This window comes from Aeromonas sobria (genome assembly GCF_000820145.1).
GTDB classification, from domain to species: Bacteria; Pseudomonadota; Gammaproteobacteria; order Enterobacterales; family Aeromonadaceae; genus Aeromonas; species Aeromonas sobria.
Window position 1 is genome coordinate 47,503 of record NZ_CDBW01000013.1, and the last position, 15,257, is coordinate 62,759.

Genomic DNA, 15,257 nt, shown 5'->3' on the forward strand with positions numbered 1-15,257 from the left:
CGAACCAGCGGAACTGAGCAAATACTCGACCTAACCGGATAAACAACTTGCAAAAGGCGCCATAGGCGCCTTTTCTTTATGCAGGATCCCGCAGCAAAGGAGTGTGATGATGGGCCTTCCCCAACCGCTAAAAAAGAGTCGATAGAAGCCGCTTATTTTATGATTTATATCATATTTTTGGTAAATGATAGAAAAGTGGTTAACAAAGAGCGCGATCTCTGTTGCCACCCTTGATAGCTCGGATAAGATACTGACGTGCGGACGATTTTCTACCGGCACTTCCCAGGAACCAAGGATAAAAGGATATTTTCCATGAACAGCGAAATGAAGAAACAATCGGGTTTTACCCTTATTGAACTGATGATCGTGGTCGCGATCGTGGCCATTTTGGCGGCGGTAGCGCTGCCGGCGTATCAGAACTACACCAAAAAAGCCAAGATGACCGAAGTTGCAGCAGCGACCGGTACTTACAAAACTGCAATCGAAGTATGCTTTCAAACTAAAGGCATTGGTTGCACTCTCGCCAATATTATTAGCGGAGCTGTCACTAAAGGAAATGTAACCACTTCTGTTTCTTATACCGGCTCTGACACCGCCTATGGCATTTGGACTATTAGCTCTTATCCAACAGCAGACACCAACCTCCCGCCTCTCAAAGGCACTGCAACTGGCGATGTCTATAGACTCACTAGCTCGACCGAAGCTGATGGCGCGGCTCTAACTTGGGTCGGTAGTTGCCCAACCGCTACAACTGCTGATTTCTGCCCAGCAAACTAATGACCTCTAGCCCTAATAGCGGCCTGGCGTTAAGCCTGGCCGCCTCTTCTCTGATCAGTGAAGAGGACTCCCAGCGCTATCTGAGCCAGGCCAAGGCCCAGCGCAAGCCCTTTGTGACATTTCTGATAGAGAATGACATCCTCGACAGCAAGGCGCTGGCCGATTTTTGCGAGCTGGAGTATGGGGTACCTCTGCTGGATCTTGCTGCCTTCGATTTGGCCGAGATCCCGCAGAAGTACCTCAATCAGAAGCTGATTGAGAAACATCACGTTCTGCCCATCTACACCCAGGGCCACACTCTCTATATCGCCATGTCGGACCCGACCAATGTCTCGGCGTTGGAAGACTTTGGTTTCAGCTTCGGCCTGCATACCGAGGCGCTGCTGGTGGAGGAGAACAAGCTCACCATCGCCATCGGCAAGTTGCTGGAGAGCGAAAACGATGCCCTCGGCATGGAAGAGATCGACGAATCCGAGATCTCCGAACTTGAAGTCTCCGACGAGAGCAGCCGGCTCGATGAGAGCGTCAATACCGCCGATGACGACGCCCCCATCGTCAAGTACATCAACAAGATCCTGATGGATGCCATCAAGCGCGGCGCCTCTGACCTCCACTTCGAGCCCTACGAGTTCAAATATCGGGTGCGCTTTCGCATCGATGGCATTCTCCATGAAATCGCCACTCCGCCGGTCAACCTCTCCAATCGCTTCTCCGCCCGACTCAAGGTAATGGCGCGGCTCGATATCGCCGAGCGGCGCTTGCCGCAAGATGGCCGCATCAAGTTGAAGCTGTCGCGCAACAAGTCGATGGATATGCGGGTCAACACCCTGCCCACCATGTGGGGGGAGAAGATCGTTATCCGACTGCTCGACTCCTCGGCGGCGCGCCTCAATATCGAGCAGCTCGGCTTTGACGACCGGCAGAAAGCGCAATACCTGCGGGCGCTGGCCAAGCCGCAGGGGATGATCCTGGTGACTGGCCCCACCGGCTCGGGCAAAACCGTCTCGCTCTATACCGGCCTCAATATTCTCAACACCACAGAGGTGAACATCTCCACCGCCGAAGATCCGGTGGAGATCAACCTGCCCGGAGTCAATCAGGTGCAGGTCAACCCCAAGGCGGGGCTCACCTTCGCCAGCGCCCTGCGATCCTTCTTGCGGCAAGACCCGGACGTAGTGATGGTGGGGGAGATCCGCGATCTCGAAACCGCCGAAATCGCCATCAAGGCGGCGCAAACCGGCCACCTGGTGCTCTCCACCCTGCACACAAACTCCGCCGCCGAGACCCTGACCCGGATGATGAACATGGGGGTACCCGCCTTTAACATCGCATCCTCGGTGACCCTGATCATGGCCCAGCGGCTAGCCCGCAAACTGTGCGATCACTGCAAAGCGCCAGAAGTGGTGCCGGAAGCCGAACTGCTGGAGCTGGGTTTTACCCCACAGCAACTGGCAGCTGGCTTGCGACTGTTTAAGCCGGTGGGCTGCAAAGAGTGCTCGGCGGGCTACAAGGGGCGGGTCGGTATCTACGAAATCATGCTGATGTCAGAGAACATCGCCAAACTGATCATGCAAGGGGCCAACTCGCTGCAGATCGCCGCCATTGCCCAGAAAGAGGGGATGCGCACCCTGCGGATCTCCGGCCTGGAGAAGGCCCGGCTCGGCGTCACCAGCCTGGCTGAAATCAACCGGGTGACCACCAACTAGATCGCGTGACGAAGCGTTTCATCAGTTTAGTTGGCAAAGGGTATCGGTCGTTCACGAATACGGAACGGATGATAGCCACGGCAACAGAGTAATCAGACATTCAAGTTACTGGGCTGGCGCCAAGAAGGTACCACCCACCCTATCAGTACCCCGCAGGCATCAAGCCTGCCGGGCACCTTGACCTAGTTGGTGATGCGCAGAGCCCGGCTCTGACAACCAACCCCATTGCAGGATGCAGTCATGGCTACGCTAGCAAAAAAGAACAATGCGCCCAAAAAAGTCTTCGCCTTCCGCTGGCACGGGGTCAATCGCAAAGGACAAAAAGTGTCCGGCGAACTGCAGGCTGACAGCATCAGTACCGTCAAGGCCGAGCTTCGCAAGCAAGGGGTCAACGTCACCAAGGTCGCCAAGAAATCCCAGGGACTCTTCTCCAAGGGCGGCGCCAAGATCAAGCCGATGGATATCGCCATCGTGTCACGCCAGATCACCACCATGCTCTCTGCCGGGGTGCCGCTGGTCCAGAGCCTGCAGATCATCGCCCGCAGCCATGAAAAAGCGGCAATGCGCGAGCTGATGGGGCAAATTGCCTCGGATGTCGAGACTGGCACCCCCATGTCAGAGGCGCTGCGCCGCCATCCCCGCCACTTTGACGAACTTTATTGCGATCTGGTGGAAGCCGGTGAGCAATCCGGTGCGCTGGAGACCATCTACGACCGTATCGCGACCTACCGGGAAAAATCAGAGGCGCTCAAGTCGAAGATCAAGAAGGCGATGTTTTACCCTGCCATGGTCATGCTGGTGGCCATTGTGGTGACCTCGATCCTGCTGTTGTTCGTGATCCCCCAGTTCGAGGATATCTTCAAGAGCTTTGGTGCCGAGTTACCGGCCTTCACCCAGTTTGTCATCGGCATCTCCCGCTTTATGCAGAACTGGTGGTACCTGATTTTTGGCGGTGTGGGGCTGGGGATCTTCCTCTATGTGCGCGCCTGGCGAGCCTCGCAAACGGTAAAAGACAACACCGACAAGTTTGTACTGACTATTCCGGTGGTCGGAATGATCCTGCACAAAGCGGCGATGGCGCGCTTTGCCCGCACCCTATCCACCACCTTCTCAGCGGGTATCCCGCTGGTAGATGCGCTGATTTCGGCAGCTGGCGCCTCCGGCAACTATGTCTATCGCACCGCCGTGCTGGCCATTCGCAACGAGGTAGTAGCAGGGATGCAGATTAACGTGGCAATGCGCACGGTCGATCTCTTCCCGGACATGGTGATCCAGATGGTGATGATCGGTGAGGAGTCCGGCGCCATCGATGATATGCTCTCCAAGGTCGCCACCATCTTCGAACAGGAGGTGGATGATCTGGTCGATGGCCTCACCAGCCTGCTCGAACCCCTAATCATGGTGGTGCTCGGGGTGCTGGTTGGTGGCATGGTGGTCGCCATGTACCTACCCATCTTCAAGCTCGGTGATGTCATTGGCTAAGGATGCGCGATAGACCCCACGTGCCGAGCCCAGCCATTGCAACGCTCGATTGCTCTGCGCTAACCAGGCCGGTTCACACTGGCGATCCAGCCGGTCTGCTTTAACAGACCTTTTTTCACCCTTTGTTAGTAACGGTTGTTCTTATGCCTCTATTTATCGAGCTGGCTCACGGCTTGCCCTGGCTCTACCTCTCTCTGGTTTTTCTCTTCTCCCTGATGATCGGCAGCTTTCTCAACGTGGTGATCCACCGCTTGCCGATCATGCTGGAGCGGGAGTGGCAGGCGGAATATCGCGGCTACTTCGCTCCCGATGAGGAGGCCGCTTCAGCAGAGCGTTACAACCTGATGGTGCCGCGCTCCGCCTGCCCTCACTGTGGCCATGCTATTACTGCGCTGGAGAATATCCCGCTGCTAAGCTGGCTCTGGCTCAAGGGGAGCTGCCGTGGCTGCCAAGCCCCGATCTCGGCCCGTTATCCGCTGGTGGAGCTGTTGACCGCCCTGCTCTCGGTTGCCGTTGCCATGGTGATTACCCCTGGTTGGGGCACGCTGGCAGCCCTGCTGTTGACCTGGATGCTGGTAGCCCTCACCTTTATCGATCTCGACAAGATGCTGCTGCCCGACCAGCTCACCCTGCCGCTGCTGTGGGGTGGCCTGCTATTCAACCTGCTGGATGGTTTTGTGCCACTAGGGGATGCAGTGATCGGTACCATGGCCGGGTATCTGGTGCTCTGGAGCCTCTACTGGGCCTTCAAACTGCTCACCGGCAAGGAGGGGATGGGTTATGGCGACTTCAAGCTGCTGGCAGCCCTGGGCGCCTGGCTGGGCTGGCAGGCGCTGCCTATTATTCTGCTGCTCTCATCCTTGGTCGGCGCCATTATCGGCATCGCCCTGATCGCCTTGCACAAGCACCATCAGGGCAAACCGATCCCCTTCGGCCCCTACCTCGCCATCGCGGGCTGGATCGCTCTGCTGTGGGGCGATACCATCACCCGCTGGTATCTTCAGATGGTGCTCTAACCCATGTATGTAGTCGCAATTACCGGTGGCATTGGCAGCGGCAAGACCACCATCGCCAACCAGTTTGCCGAACTGGGCATCGAGGTAGTGGATGCCGATGTGATCGCCCGCGAGGTAGTGGCACCGGGTAGCCCGGCGCTGGCGGCCATCGCTGAGCATTTTGGCGCTGACCTCATAGATCCGGCCGGTCAGCTCGATCGTCGCCGCCTGCGCGAACAGATCTTTGCCGATCCACAGGCCAAGGGGTGGCTCAATGCCCTGCTCCACCCGCTCATTCGCAATGAAATGCTGCGCCAGTGCGCCGTCGCCCGCCCACCTTACTGCCTGCTGGTGGTGCCACTGCTGGTAGAGAACCAGCTCACCACACTGGCCAACCGGGTGCTGGTGATCGATGTGGACGAAGCGACCCAGATTGAGCGTACCTGCCGCCGGGATGGGGTGTCAGCCGAACAGGCCCGTTTGATTATCGCGGCCCAGGCGAGCCGGTCGGAGCGTCTCGCTGCGGCAGATGATGTCATCGAAAACCACAATGGCGGCGAAATGGCGATTAAAACGCGGATTTTGGCGCTGCACGAAACATATCTGGCATTTGCCTCTCAACAAGCCCACCAACTGTGAGTACACTAGGCCGGTTTATGGCTGGCCAGGATTAGGCATGATTTACGATTTTCCTCTCAATGAAAAAAGCCGGACCTATCTTCGTCTGGAGTCTCTGTTTTCCCAGATCCGCGACAATCTGGAGAGCGACCAGCCTTGGGCACATATCGCCTTCTTCAAAGGGTTGTTTGACCTGCAAGAGTTGCTGGAGCGGGGTGACCTGCGCGCCGATCTTATCAAGGATCTGGAGCGACTCAGTCAGCGCCTGAGCCACTGGGCCAGCTTGCCTGACGTCGATCTGGAGCAGATCAAGCAGATGCAGCAAGAGAGCAGCCAGCTCTCCCGCAATCTGCTCAAGTCCCCTCGCCCCGGCGCACGACTGAAAGAAGATCGCCAGCTTGCGGCGATCCGCCAGCGTTTCTCTATTCCCGGCGGCCTGTGTGCCTTCGATGTACCGCAACTGCACCACTGGCTCGGTACCCCGGCTATTACCCGTCACCAGCAGATGCAAAGCTGGCTTGCCGACATCAACTTGTTGATGAATTCCATTACCCTGCTACTGGGGCTGTGGCGCGATTCAGGCGCCTTCAGCGAGCAGGTTGCCAGCAACGGCTTCTTCCAGGATACCGCCGAGAGCGCCGAGCTGATCCGCATCAAGCTGCCAGCCAATCTCTCTTGCTACCCGACCCTGAGCGGCCATAAAAATCGCTTTGCCTTGCGGTTTTTGTCCACCTCGGAACAGCTGGTTGGTGATGTGCCGTTCCAGCTCGCTTGCTGTTAAGGAGACATCCAGATGGTCACCAAGGTTAAGTGTCCGACTTGCCAAACTGAACTGGAATGGGGTCCGCAGAGCCCGTTTCGCCCCTTCTGCAGCAAGCGCTGCCAGCTGATCGATCTCGGCGAATGGGCAGATGAAGAGAAGCGGATCCCCGGGGCGATCAACCCGGATCTGCTGCCTGAGCCGGAAGAGGGCGATCAGTGGCTATAAGCCCGTGGTCACTCACCTCTGCAAAATGAAAAAAGGGCCGAATGGCCCTTTTTTCATTTCTTGTTATCAGCTCACGCCAGCGTGGCCTGTAGCCGCGTCACAATCGGGCCATTGGCATCAGGGAACTGATAGTGGTGCAGCTCTGTTACCGGCACCCACAAGCACTCCTGCCCCTCCTTGCCGAACGGTTCACCACTGAAGCGGGTTACCTTCCAGATATCCAGCAACACCTGTTTCTCGGGATAGTCGTGCTGCAGCTCCATGAAGGGGGCGCAATCCTGCACCCGGATACCGATCTCTTCCCACAGCTCCCGATCCAGCGCACCGAGCAGATCCTCGCCCGACTCCACCTTGCCACCGGGAAACTCCCAACGATCCCCCTGATGGCGATCGGAGGAGCGTCTGGCGATGAAGATATCGCCCTGTTCATTCTCGATGACGCCAACCGCCACCCAGATCCGCTTTTTCTGTTCCATCTTGTTACCTTTGCACCATCTGCTTAATCAAGCTGCTCGATACCGCCAATCCCTGATTAGCGCTCGCATCCGCGGCGACTTGATATCGACAACTTTGGCTCTCTTCGCTCATTTGATAAAAACAAGGCGGGCACCGGGCCCGCCTTGTTATGGCATTGCAATCGATCAGGTCAACTGACCATGGCAATGCTTGTACTTTTTGCCGGAGCCACAAGGGCACGGATCGTTGCGGCCAACCTTCTGCTCGTCGCGCACGAAGGTGGTATGACCCTCTTCGCCTGCGGCCTCTTCATCGGCCAGCTGGCTCTCTGCAGCGGCGTGGGTATAGGTACGGGGAGCGGCTTCTGCCTGCTGGCGCTGCTGCTCCTCCATCACTTCTACATCACGCTCTTGCACCTGAACCCGGCTCAGGATGCTGACTACATCGCGCTTGAGAGTTTCCAGCATCTGGGTAAACAGATCGAAGGATTCACGCTTGTACTCCTGCTTGGGGTTCTTCTGGGCATAACCGCGCAGATGAATGCCCTGACGCAGGTGATCCATCGCCGCCAGATGCTCCTTCCACAGGCCATCCAGGGTTTGCAGCATCACCGCCTTCTCGAAGTTACGCAGCACTTCGACCCCGACCAGCTCCTGCTTGTGGCTATAGAGCTTGTTGGCTTCGTCCAGAATGCGCTCGCGCAGCTTCTCTTCATAAAGCTTGTCATCTTCTGCCAGCCACTGTTGCAGCGGCAGATCCAGCCCGAAGTCAGCCTTCAAGCGTGCTTCCAGACCGGCGACATCCCACATCTCTTCCAGTGACTGGGGCGGGATGTATTCGTCGATCACAGCGCCGTACACGTCATCACGGATGACGTGAATGGTCTCGGAGATATCGTTGGTATCCAGCAGCTCGTTGCGCTGCTCGTAAACCACCTTGCGCTGATCATTGGCCACGTCATCAAACTCCAGCAAGCTCTTGCGGATGTCGAAGTTGCGACCTTCCACCTTGCGCTGGGCGTTTTCGATCGCCTTGGTCACCCAAGGGTGCTCGATGGCTTCGCCCTCTTCCATGCCCAGCTTCTTCATCATGCCGGTCACGCGATCGGAGGCGAAGATCCGCATCAGGGTATCTTCCATGGAGAGGTAGAAACGGGAGGAACCCGGGTCACCCTGACGACCGGAACGGCCGCGCAGCTGGTTGTCGATACGACGGGATTCGTGACGCTCGGTACCGATAATGTGCAGACCACCGGCAGCCAGCACCTCATCGTGGCGCACCTGCCAGGCCGCTTTCAACTCGGCGACTTGCTCGCTGGAAGGGTTCTCCAGCGTGGCAATCTCTGCCTGCCAGTTACCGCCCAGCACAATGTCAGTACCACGACCAGCCATGTTGGTCGCGATGGTGACCGCGCCAAGCTGGCCCGCCTGAGCAACAATTTCCGCTTCCATGGCGTGGAACTTGGCGTTCAACACCTTGTGCGGGATCTGCTCTTTGTTCAGGATGCCGGAGAGCAGCTCGGAGTTCTCGATAGAGACGGTACCGACCAGCACAGGTTGGCCCTTGGCCACACACTGGCGGATATCTTCAACGATGGCGGCATACTTCTCATTGGCGGTCAGATAGACCAGATCGCCCATGTCTTTGCGCACCATCGGCTGGTTAGTCGGGATAACCACGGTATCCAGACCATAAATCTGCTGGAATTCAAAGGCTTCGGTATCTGCAGTACCTGTCATCCCCGCCAGCTTGTTGTAGAGACGGAAGTAGTTCTGGAAGGTGATCGAGGCCAGAGTCTGGTTCTCGTTCTGGATCTTGGTCCCTTCTTTCGCTTCAACCGCCTGATGCAGACCATCTGACCAGCGACGACCCGGCATGGTACGGCCGGTATGCTCATCGACGATGACGATCTCATCCTTCTGGACGATGTAATCCACGTTGCGCTCAAACAGGGTGTGAGCACGCAGACCGGCGTTGACGTGATGCAGCAGGCTGATATTGGTGGCAGAGAACAGGGAGTCATGCTCATCGAGCAGTCCCTCTTTCTTGAGCAGCTCTTCCACGAAAATCTGACCGTTTTCGGTCAGCAGGGCCTGACGGTTCTTCTCGTCAACCGTGTAGTGCCCCTCACCGGTGTACTCCTCGGTGTCTTCTTTGTCCTGCTTGACCAACAGCGGGATCAGCTTGTTGATCTGGGTATACATGGCAGAGCTGTCTTCAGCCGGGCCAGAGATAATCAGCGGGGTGCGGGCTTCATCGATCAGCACCGAGTCAACTTCATCCACCAGCGCATAGTTGAGCGGACGCTGTACGCGCTGCTCCGGCGAGAACGCCATGTTGTCGCGCAGGTAGTCAAAACCGAATTCGTTGTTGGTACCGTAGGTAATATCGGCAGCATAAGCGTCACGCTTTTGCGACGCATCCATACCTGGCACGTTGCAATCTACTGTCATGCCGAGGAAGGTAAACAGCGGACGGTTGGCTTCCGCATCGCGCTTGGCCAGATAGTCGTTCACTGTCACCACGTGGACGCCACGACCACTCAGGGCATTGAGGTACGCTGGCAGGGTTGCGGTCAGGGTTTTACCTTCACCGGTCTTCATTTCAGCGATGCGGTTGGAATCCAGCACCATGCCGCCGATCAGCTGCACGTCGAAGTGACGCATGCCGAATACCCGCTTGGAGGCTTCACGCACGGTCGCGAATGCTTCCGGCAACAGCTGCTCCAGGGTCTCACCCTGCTCCAGACGCTGACGGTACTCGGCCGTCTTGGCCTGCAGCTCAGAGTCGGACAGAGCTTCGAACTGAGGCTCCATTGCATTGATCTGTTTTACAATTTTGCGCAAAGCCTTGAGCGTTCTATCGTTCCGGCTGCCAATAATCTTGGTAAGCAGTGTGCTAATCATGGGTACCAACTATTTCTGGTTATAAAAGCGTTCCGTCATGGGAACCTGGAGAAAAAACCTAACCCCGTCCGGCACTCAGAAAGCGTGCGGGGTTGACCTGACGACCGTCTTTCAACACTTCGTAATGCAAATGGACGCCGGTCGCGCGACCGGTGCGCCCCATCAAGGCAATCTTCTGGCCCTGATCAACCAGGGTGCCCACTTCAACCAGCAGCTTGGAGTTGTGGGCGTAACGAGTGACCAGACCATTGCCGTGATTAATCTCCACCATATTGCCGAATTCCGGATGACGTCCCGCCCAGCTGATAATGCCGGGACCGGTGGCCAGAATGGGAGTGCCTGGTTTACCGCGGAAATCGACACCTTTATGCATTTTGGCTCGCCCATTGAACGGATCGACCCGTCCACCAAACCCGGACGAGACCCAAACTCGTTCCTGTTTGACTGGCGTGCCAGAAATAAAGCCAGCATCGGTGATATGGTGATTCATGATGAAAGATTCAAGTACCGACAGCTGCTCTTCGCGGCTACTGAGTTGCTGGCTAAGGTGTTTCATCGAGGCTTGCAGCTCGTTGAGGTTCACTTCCAGCTCTTCATCATAAGAAGGGCCGCCCATGGGAGGCAGCTCTTTGAAATTGAACTCGTCAGGATCGAGATCAGCCTGCTCGGTCAGTCGTTCACCGAGGGCATTCAAGCGGCCCAACTGACCCTGCATGGTGCCCACCTGAGCCGCCAGCATTGCCAACTGCTCACGAGCCTCATCGCCACTCTGAGCGACAGACTGCTGCTCGGCAACGGCCAGCGCCACTTCCAGCGCTTCCATTTTCTGGTGCCAGCTCTGCCAGAGCCAACCACCACCAAGAGTGGCCAAAGAGAAGAGGATACCGCCGACCCAGGCCAGACGTTGTTTGGGTAAGTGCAACTTGCGTCGCTGCTTGCCGTGGAGGATCAGGGTAATGCTCATAGAAATCTGTCTGCTCGGTCAGGTGCGGCCAACAGCCTGCACAGGAAATAAAACCGGGAGATAATCGGTATTAAAGGATGGAGTCAATAAATGACGGAACGTCGGTGCGGAGAGAGGACCGACGTTCCGTTGCACAGCTATCAGGCCAGAACCAGACCGTTGTCGTAGTAAGCGATAGGCGCTTTGTCGCCCTCACCCTCGAAGGTCACCAGCTCCCAAGCCTCCTGCTCGGCCAGCAAGGCGCGCAGCAGCTTGTTGTTCAGGGCATGTCCGGTCTTGTAGGCACGGAACTCACCGATGATGCTGCGGTTACACATATAGAGGTCACCGATCGCATCCAGCATCTTGTGCTTGACGAACTCGTCCTCATAACGCAAACCATCTTCGTTCAGCACCCGATAATCATCCAGTACCACGGCGTTTTCCAGGCTTCCGCCCAGCGCCAGGTTCTGGGAACGCAGGTACTCGATATCGCGCATGAACCCGAAAGTACGGGCACGGCTGATCTCTTTCACGAAGGAGGCACCGGAGAAATCCAGTACGCAGCGCTGGTTGCGCCCTTCAAACACCGGATGCTGGAAATCGATCTCGAGATCCATCTTGAAGCCGTTGCGATAGGGGTGGAATTCCGCCCACTTGTCGCCATCTTCAACCCGGATGCTCTTCTTGATCCGCACAAACTGCTTGGCAGCATTTTGCTCACGGATCCCGACTTCCTGCAGCAGGTAGATAAAGGGATGCGCACTGCCGTCCATCACCGGGATCTCGGGCGCGTCAACCTCGACATAGAGGTTGTCGATCCCCATCCCGGCCAGCGCGGCAGAGAGGTGCTCAATGGTTGAGACACGGACGCCGGCTTCGTTGACCAGTGCGGTACAGAGCACGGTATCGCGCACCTGATCGGCATTGGCTGGCAGCTCTACCACAGGATTCAAGTCGGTACGCAAGTAAACGATTCCTGTGTTAACAGGTGCCGGACGGAACGTCATTGTGACTTTCCGGCCCGAATGCAAGCCGACACCAGTCGCCTGTACACTCGTTTTCAAGGTTCTTTGTCTAATCATGGGTGTACCCTACACAGCTTAAATTCCGGACCAGATGGTCGTTGGCTGGCCATCTTAGCACAATCCTTGAACAACAAACAAACAAGAGCCATAAGAGACTTAGTCAGCTTGCTTGCGCAGGAATGCCGGAATATCCAGGTAATCCGGTTCGCGACGAGCTTGCGGCTCGGCGTTGACCACCTTGGCCGGGGCTTCGTCCATCACACGGCCTTGCATCATGTCGCTCACCAGCGGCTGACGTACCGGGCGCTCTTGCACCTGGCTGCTCTTGACCAGGGTGATGTCCGGCTTGCGCTCGGCACCGATACCAGTCGCAACCACGGTGACACGCAGTTCGTCGTGCATTTCCGGGTCGATTACGGTACCCACAACAACGGTAGCGTTCTCGGACGCAAAGGCCTTGACCGCGTTACCCACGGTTTCGAACTCTTCGATGGTCATGTCCATGCCAGCGGTGATGTTGACCAGGATGCCACGGGCACCGGCCAGATCCACATCTTCCAGCAGTGGGCTGGAGATGGCTTTTTCGGCCGCTTCTTCGGCACGGTCATCACCTGACGCGGAACCGGTACCCATCATGGCGGTACCCATTTCACGCATCACGGTACGCACGTCCGCGAAGTCGACGTTGATCAAGCCCGGACGGGTGATCAGCTCGGCAATACCCTGTACCGCGCCCAGCAGTACATCGTTGGCAGCCTTGAAAGCATCCAGCAGGGAAATACCGCGACCCAGCACCTTCAGCAACTTGTCGTTGGGGATGGTGATCAGGGAGTCGACGTTCTTGGAGAGCTCTTCGATACCATGGGCAGCAAACGCCATCCGCTTCTTCCCTTCGAAGGAGAACGGCTTGGTCACCACGGCAACGGTCAGGATGCCCATCTCGCGCGCCACTTCGGCCACGATCGGTGCAGCACCGGTACCGGTACCGCCACCCATACCGGCAGCGATGAACACCATGTCCGAACCGGTCAGCAGCTCACGCAGCGCTTCGCGATCTTCCATGGCCGCATCACGACCCACTTCCGGATTGGCACCCGCCCCCAGACCCTTGGTGATGCCACCACCGATCTGCAAGGTAGTGTTGGCACTGGAATTACGCAGCGCCTGGGCATCGGTGTTGACGGTAATAAACTCAACACCTTCAATATTTTGACGAACCATGTGCTCGACAGCGTTGCCGCCGCCGCCACCTACACCGATCACTTTAATGACGGCTTCGTCAGTGTGGCTATCCATAAATTCAAACATGTTGTCTCTCCGCTTTATTTGCCTGACTCAGCAAAATTCTTAGAACTCGCCACGCAGCCAGTTGCTAACCCGTTTGACCAGGCCACCGACACTTGCCTTGGCGGTATATTCTTTGTTGCTACCTGTGGCTTGATGGGTGCGGCCATATTGCAGCAACCCGACTGCTGTCGAGTACACCGGTGCCTGCACATAATCACTCAAACCACGTATGTTCATGGGTTCTCCCACCCGGACCTGGCATTGGAAGACCTGCTCTGCACACTCCACAATGCCTTCGATCTGGGCTGCGCCGCCGGTCAAGACCACACCGGCTGCCAGCTGATGCTTGACTCCCTGCGCTTTCAGTTCGCTTTGTACCCGCACCAGCTCATCATTCACCATGGAGAGCAACTCGGTGTAACGGGGCTCAATCACTTCAGCCAGTGTCTGCCGTTGCAGGCTACGCGCCGGACGACCGCCGACACTGGGCACTTCAATCGTGTCTTCTTTGCTGACCAGACGGCCGAGGGCACAGCCGTAACGCACCTTGATCGCTTCTGCGTCGAGCGGCGGAGTGCCGAAGGCGTAGGCGATATCGCTGGTCACTGTGCTGCCAGCGTACGGGATCACCTTGGTGTGGCGCAGGGCTCCGCCGGTAAACAGCGACATGTCCATGGTGCCACCACCGATGTCCACCACACAGACACCCAGCTCTTTCTCGTCTTCGGTCAGTACGGCATAGCTGGAGGCCAGCGCGGAGAAGATCAGCTGATCCACCCGCAATCCCACCTTCTCCACACATTTTTCAATGTTGCGGGCCATGTCGTTGTGGCAGGTGATCAGGTGCACCTTGGCGGCCATCCGCACACCAGAGAGGCCAACCGGATTCTTGATCCCTTCCTGATAGTCGATGGCGAACTCCTGAGGCAGCACATGCAGCACCCGCAGCTCGTCGGAGAGACGGACCGACTTGGCGGTATGGATGACGTTGTCCACGTCCTCCTGGGTCACCTCCTCATCGGAGATGGGCACCATACCGGTCTCATTGCGACAGTCAATATGCTTGCCGGACAATCCCAGATAAACCGAGCTGATCTGGCAATCGGCCATCATTTCGGCCTCTTCTACCGCACGACGCAGTGACTTGACCACGGAGTCGAGATCATTGACCCCGCCCTTCTCCATTCCGCGGGAAGCGTGACTACCCATGCCGATGACATTCAGCTCACCATCCGGCAATACTTCCCCGACCAGAACCGCCACCTTGGTTGTGCCGATATCCAGTCCGACAATCAAATTCCTATCTGCGGTGTTGGTCATGCACTTTCTCTTCGCTCTTCTTCCAGCCAACTGCCACTCCGGTGTCGTATCGAAGATCCACGTAGGCAACCTGCGCACGGGGTTCGATCACCGGGAAGGCATCGATAAACCGCTGTAACCGGAGCGCAATATCATTGCGCCCGAGGAACAGCTTGATGTTGCCATCCAGGGTCAGTTCCCAGGCATGGCGCGAGGTCAAATTAACCCCTTGCAACGTATATCCTTTGGCAGCCAGCTGCGACTGGTACTGCCGACTCTCTTTTAACACCCGGGCAGCCTGGTCATCCGGCCCTGACAGTTGCAGCAGCGGCGTCTTGACTCTGTCCGGGGCACTGAACACCTTGCCCTTGGCATTGACGAAGCGGTTGCCATTCCAGCGCGCCGCCACATCCTGTTCAGTGAGGTAGATCTTGATCTTGTTCGGCCACTTTTTTCGTACCGAGACCTGAGCTACCCATGGCAGGGCATTGAGCCGTGCCTGTAATTCGTTGACATCCAACTCGAAGAAGTTGCGCAGCTCGGCGCCATCCAGCACGGCCAGCCGCAACTCCTCGGTTTCCAAATACTGGTGTTGCCCCTGTAGCAACAGCTCGCTCATGGGCAACCGGTTGGCATCTGTCAGCCAACCTTTAACATCCAGCGCAGTCTGATAGCAGCCCCATAACACCAGCAGGAAAAACACTACGCCTGCGATGAAGCCACCCTTGGTGCGCCCTTCTGCCCTTGCCTCCACCCGACGATCCCCGTGTAA

General features: G+C 57.1%; 14 protein-coding genes. 7 read left to right on the forward strand and 7 right to left on the reverse strand.

Going from position 1 to position 15,257, the window contains the following annotated elements:
• Positions 1-312: 312 nt before the first annotated feature.
• The 7 genes from BN1135_RS21410 to yacG all read left to right on the forward strand — a co-directional run bounded on the left by BN1135_RS21410 (position 313) and on the right by yacG (position 6,566).
• On the forward strand, positions 313-777 hold the full coding sequence (locus tag BN1135_RS21410) for a pilin (RefSeq protein WP_071287619.1): 465 nt from the start codon (positions 313-315) through the stop codon (positions 775-777).
• The gene (gene tapB, locus BN1135_RS05880) at positions 777-2,483 is read left to right on the forward strand and encodes a PilB family type IVa pilus assembly ATPase TapB (RefSeq protein ID WP_042019559.1); all 1,707 of its coding nucleotides are present in this window, start codon (positions 777-779) and stop codon (positions 2,481-2,483) included. Before BN1135_RS21410 ends, tapB begins: the two co-directional genes overlap by 1 nt.
• Before the next feature lie 240 nt (positions 2,484-2,723).
• Positions 2,724-3,965, forward strand: a complete 1,242-nt coding sequence (locus tag BN1135_RS05885; protein WP_042019562.1) for a type II secretion system F family protein — start codon at positions 2,724-2,726, stop codon at positions 3,963-3,965.
• 143 nt (positions 3,966-4,108) lie between these two features.
• Entirely contained in the window at positions 4,109-4,981 is an 873-nt protein-coding gene (locus BN1135_RS05890; RefSeq protein WP_042019563.1) for a prepilin peptidase, read from the forward strand.
• A gap of 3 nt (positions 4,982-4,984) precedes the next feature.
• Positions 4,985-5,599: a dephospho-CoA kinase gene (coaE, locus tag BN1135_RS05895; protein ID WP_042019564.1), complete on the forward strand. Its 615-nt coding sequence runs from the start codon at positions 4,985-4,987 to the stop codon at positions 5,597-5,599.
• 37 nt (positions 5,600-5,636) lie between these two features.
• A complete protein-coding gene (gene zapD, locus BN1135_RS05900) occupies positions 5,637-6,359 on the forward strand; it encodes a cell division protein ZapD (protein WP_042019565.1) in 723 nt (240 codons plus the stop codon).
• A gap of 12 nt (positions 6,360-6,371) precedes the next feature.
• Positions 6,372-6,566 (forward strand): DNA gyrase inhibitor YacG, encoded by a 195-nt coding sequence (gene yacG, locus BN1135_RS05905; protein ID WP_042019568.1) that lies wholly within the window; start codon positions 6,372-6,374, stop codon positions 6,564-6,566.
• 71 nt (positions 6,567-6,637) lie between these two features.
• On the opposite strand, the gene mutT is transcribed toward yacG, so the two are convergent.
• From mutT to BN1135_RS05940, 7 genes are all read right to left on the reverse strand, one after another.
• Positions 6,638-7,042: an 8-oxo-dGTP diphosphatase MutT gene (mutT, locus tag BN1135_RS05910; RefSeq protein ID WP_042019571.1), complete on the reverse strand. Its 405-nt coding sequence runs from the start codon at positions 7,040-7,042 to the stop codon at positions 6,638-6,640.
• A 165-nt stretch (positions 7,043-7,207) separates the two neighbouring features.
• Positions 7,208-9,928 carry a preprotein translocase subunit SecA gene (secA, locus tag BN1135_RS05915; RefSeq protein ID WP_042019572.1) on the reverse strand — a complete coding sequence of 907 codons (2,721 nt, stop codon included), beginning with the start codon at positions 9,926-9,928 and terminating at the stop codon, positions 7,208-7,210.
• A 58-nt stretch (positions 9,929-9,986) separates the two neighbouring features.
• Complete coding sequence (locus BN1135_RS05920) at positions 9,987-10,892, reverse strand: M23 family metallopeptidase (RefSeq protein ID WP_042019574.1); 906 nt, start codon at positions 10,890-10,892, stop codon at positions 9,987-9,989.
• Between the two features lie 140 nt (positions 10,893-11,032).
• Complete coding sequence (gene lpxC / locus BN1135_RS05925) at positions 11,033-11,956, reverse strand: UDP-3-O-acyl-N-acetylglucosamine deacetylase (RefSeq protein ID WP_005336146.1); 924 nt, start codon at positions 11,954-11,956, stop codon at positions 11,033-11,035.
• Between the two features lie 99 nt (positions 11,957-12,055).
• Positions 12,056-13,207 (reverse strand): cell division protein FtsZ, encoded by a 1,152-nt coding sequence (gene ftsZ, locus BN1135_RS05930; protein ID WP_042019576.1) that lies wholly within the window; start codon positions 13,205-13,207, stop codon positions 12,056-12,058.
• A gap of 39 nt (positions 13,208-13,246) precedes the next feature.
• Entirely contained in the window at positions 13,247-14,506 is a 1,260-nt protein-coding gene (ftsA, locus tag BN1135_RS05935) for a cell division protein FtsA (protein WP_042019577.1), read from the reverse strand.
• Positions 14,487-15,239: a cell division protein FtsQ/DivIB gene (locus tag BN1135_RS05940; protein ID WP_042019579.1), complete on the reverse strand. Its 753-nt coding sequence runs from the start codon at positions 15,237-15,239 to the stop codon at positions 14,487-14,489. The genes ftsA and BN1135_RS05940 overlap by 20 nt, the downstream gene beginning before the upstream one ends.
• Positions 15,240-15,257 lie beyond the last annotated feature (18 nt).

Bases quoted from the DNA above. Each gene is read 5' to 3' on its own strand.
- BN1135_RS05885 (WP_042019562.1), top strand. From the start codon at position 2,724: ATGGCTACGCTAGCAAAAAAGAACAATGCGCCCAAAAAAGTCTTCGCC.
- lpxC (WP_005336146.1), bottom strand. From the start codon at position 11,956: ATGATTAGACAAAGAACCTTGAAAACGAGTGTACAGGCGACTGGTGTC.
- ftsA (WP_042019577.1), bottom strand. From the start codon at position 14,506: ATGACCAACACCGCAGATAGGAATTTGATTGTCGGACTGGATATCGGC.
- mutT (WP_042019571.1), bottom strand. From the start codon at position 7,042: ATGGAACAGAAAAAGCGGATCTGGGTGGCGGTTGGCGTCATCGAGAAT.
- BN1135_RS21410 (WP_071287619.1), top strand. From the start codon at position 313: ATGAACAGCGAAATGAAGAAACAATCGGGTTTTACCCTTATTGAACTG.
- zapD (WP_042019565.1), top strand. From the start codon at position 5,637: ATGATTTACGATTTTCCTCTCAATGAAAAAAGCCGGACCTATCTTCGT.
- yacG (WP_042019568.1), top strand. From the start codon at position 6,372: ATGGTCACCAAGGTTAAGTGTCCGACTTGCCAAACTGAACTGGAATGG.
- BN1135_RS05920 (WP_042019574.1), bottom strand. From the start codon at position 10,892: ATGAGCATTACCCTGATCCTCCACGGCAAGCAGCGACGCAAGTTGCAC.
- tapB (WP_042019559.1), top strand. From the start codon at position 777: ATGACCTCTAGCCCTAATAGCGGCCTGGCGTTAAGCCTGGCCGCCTCT.
- coaE (WP_042019564.1), top strand. From the start codon at position 4,985: ATGTATGTAGTCGCAATTACCGGTGGCATTGGCAGCGGCAAGACCACC.
- ftsZ (WP_042019576.1), bottom strand. From the start codon at position 13,207: ATGTTTGAATTTATGGATAGCCACACTGACGAAGCCGTCATTAAAGTG.
- secA (WP_042019572.1), bottom strand. From the start codon at position 9,928: ATGATTAGCACACTGCTTACCAAGATTATTGGCAGCCGGAACGATAGA.
- BN1135_RS05890 (WP_042019563.1), top strand. From the start codon at position 4,109: ATGCCTCTATTTATCGAGCTGGCTCACGGCTTGCCCTGGCTCTACCTC.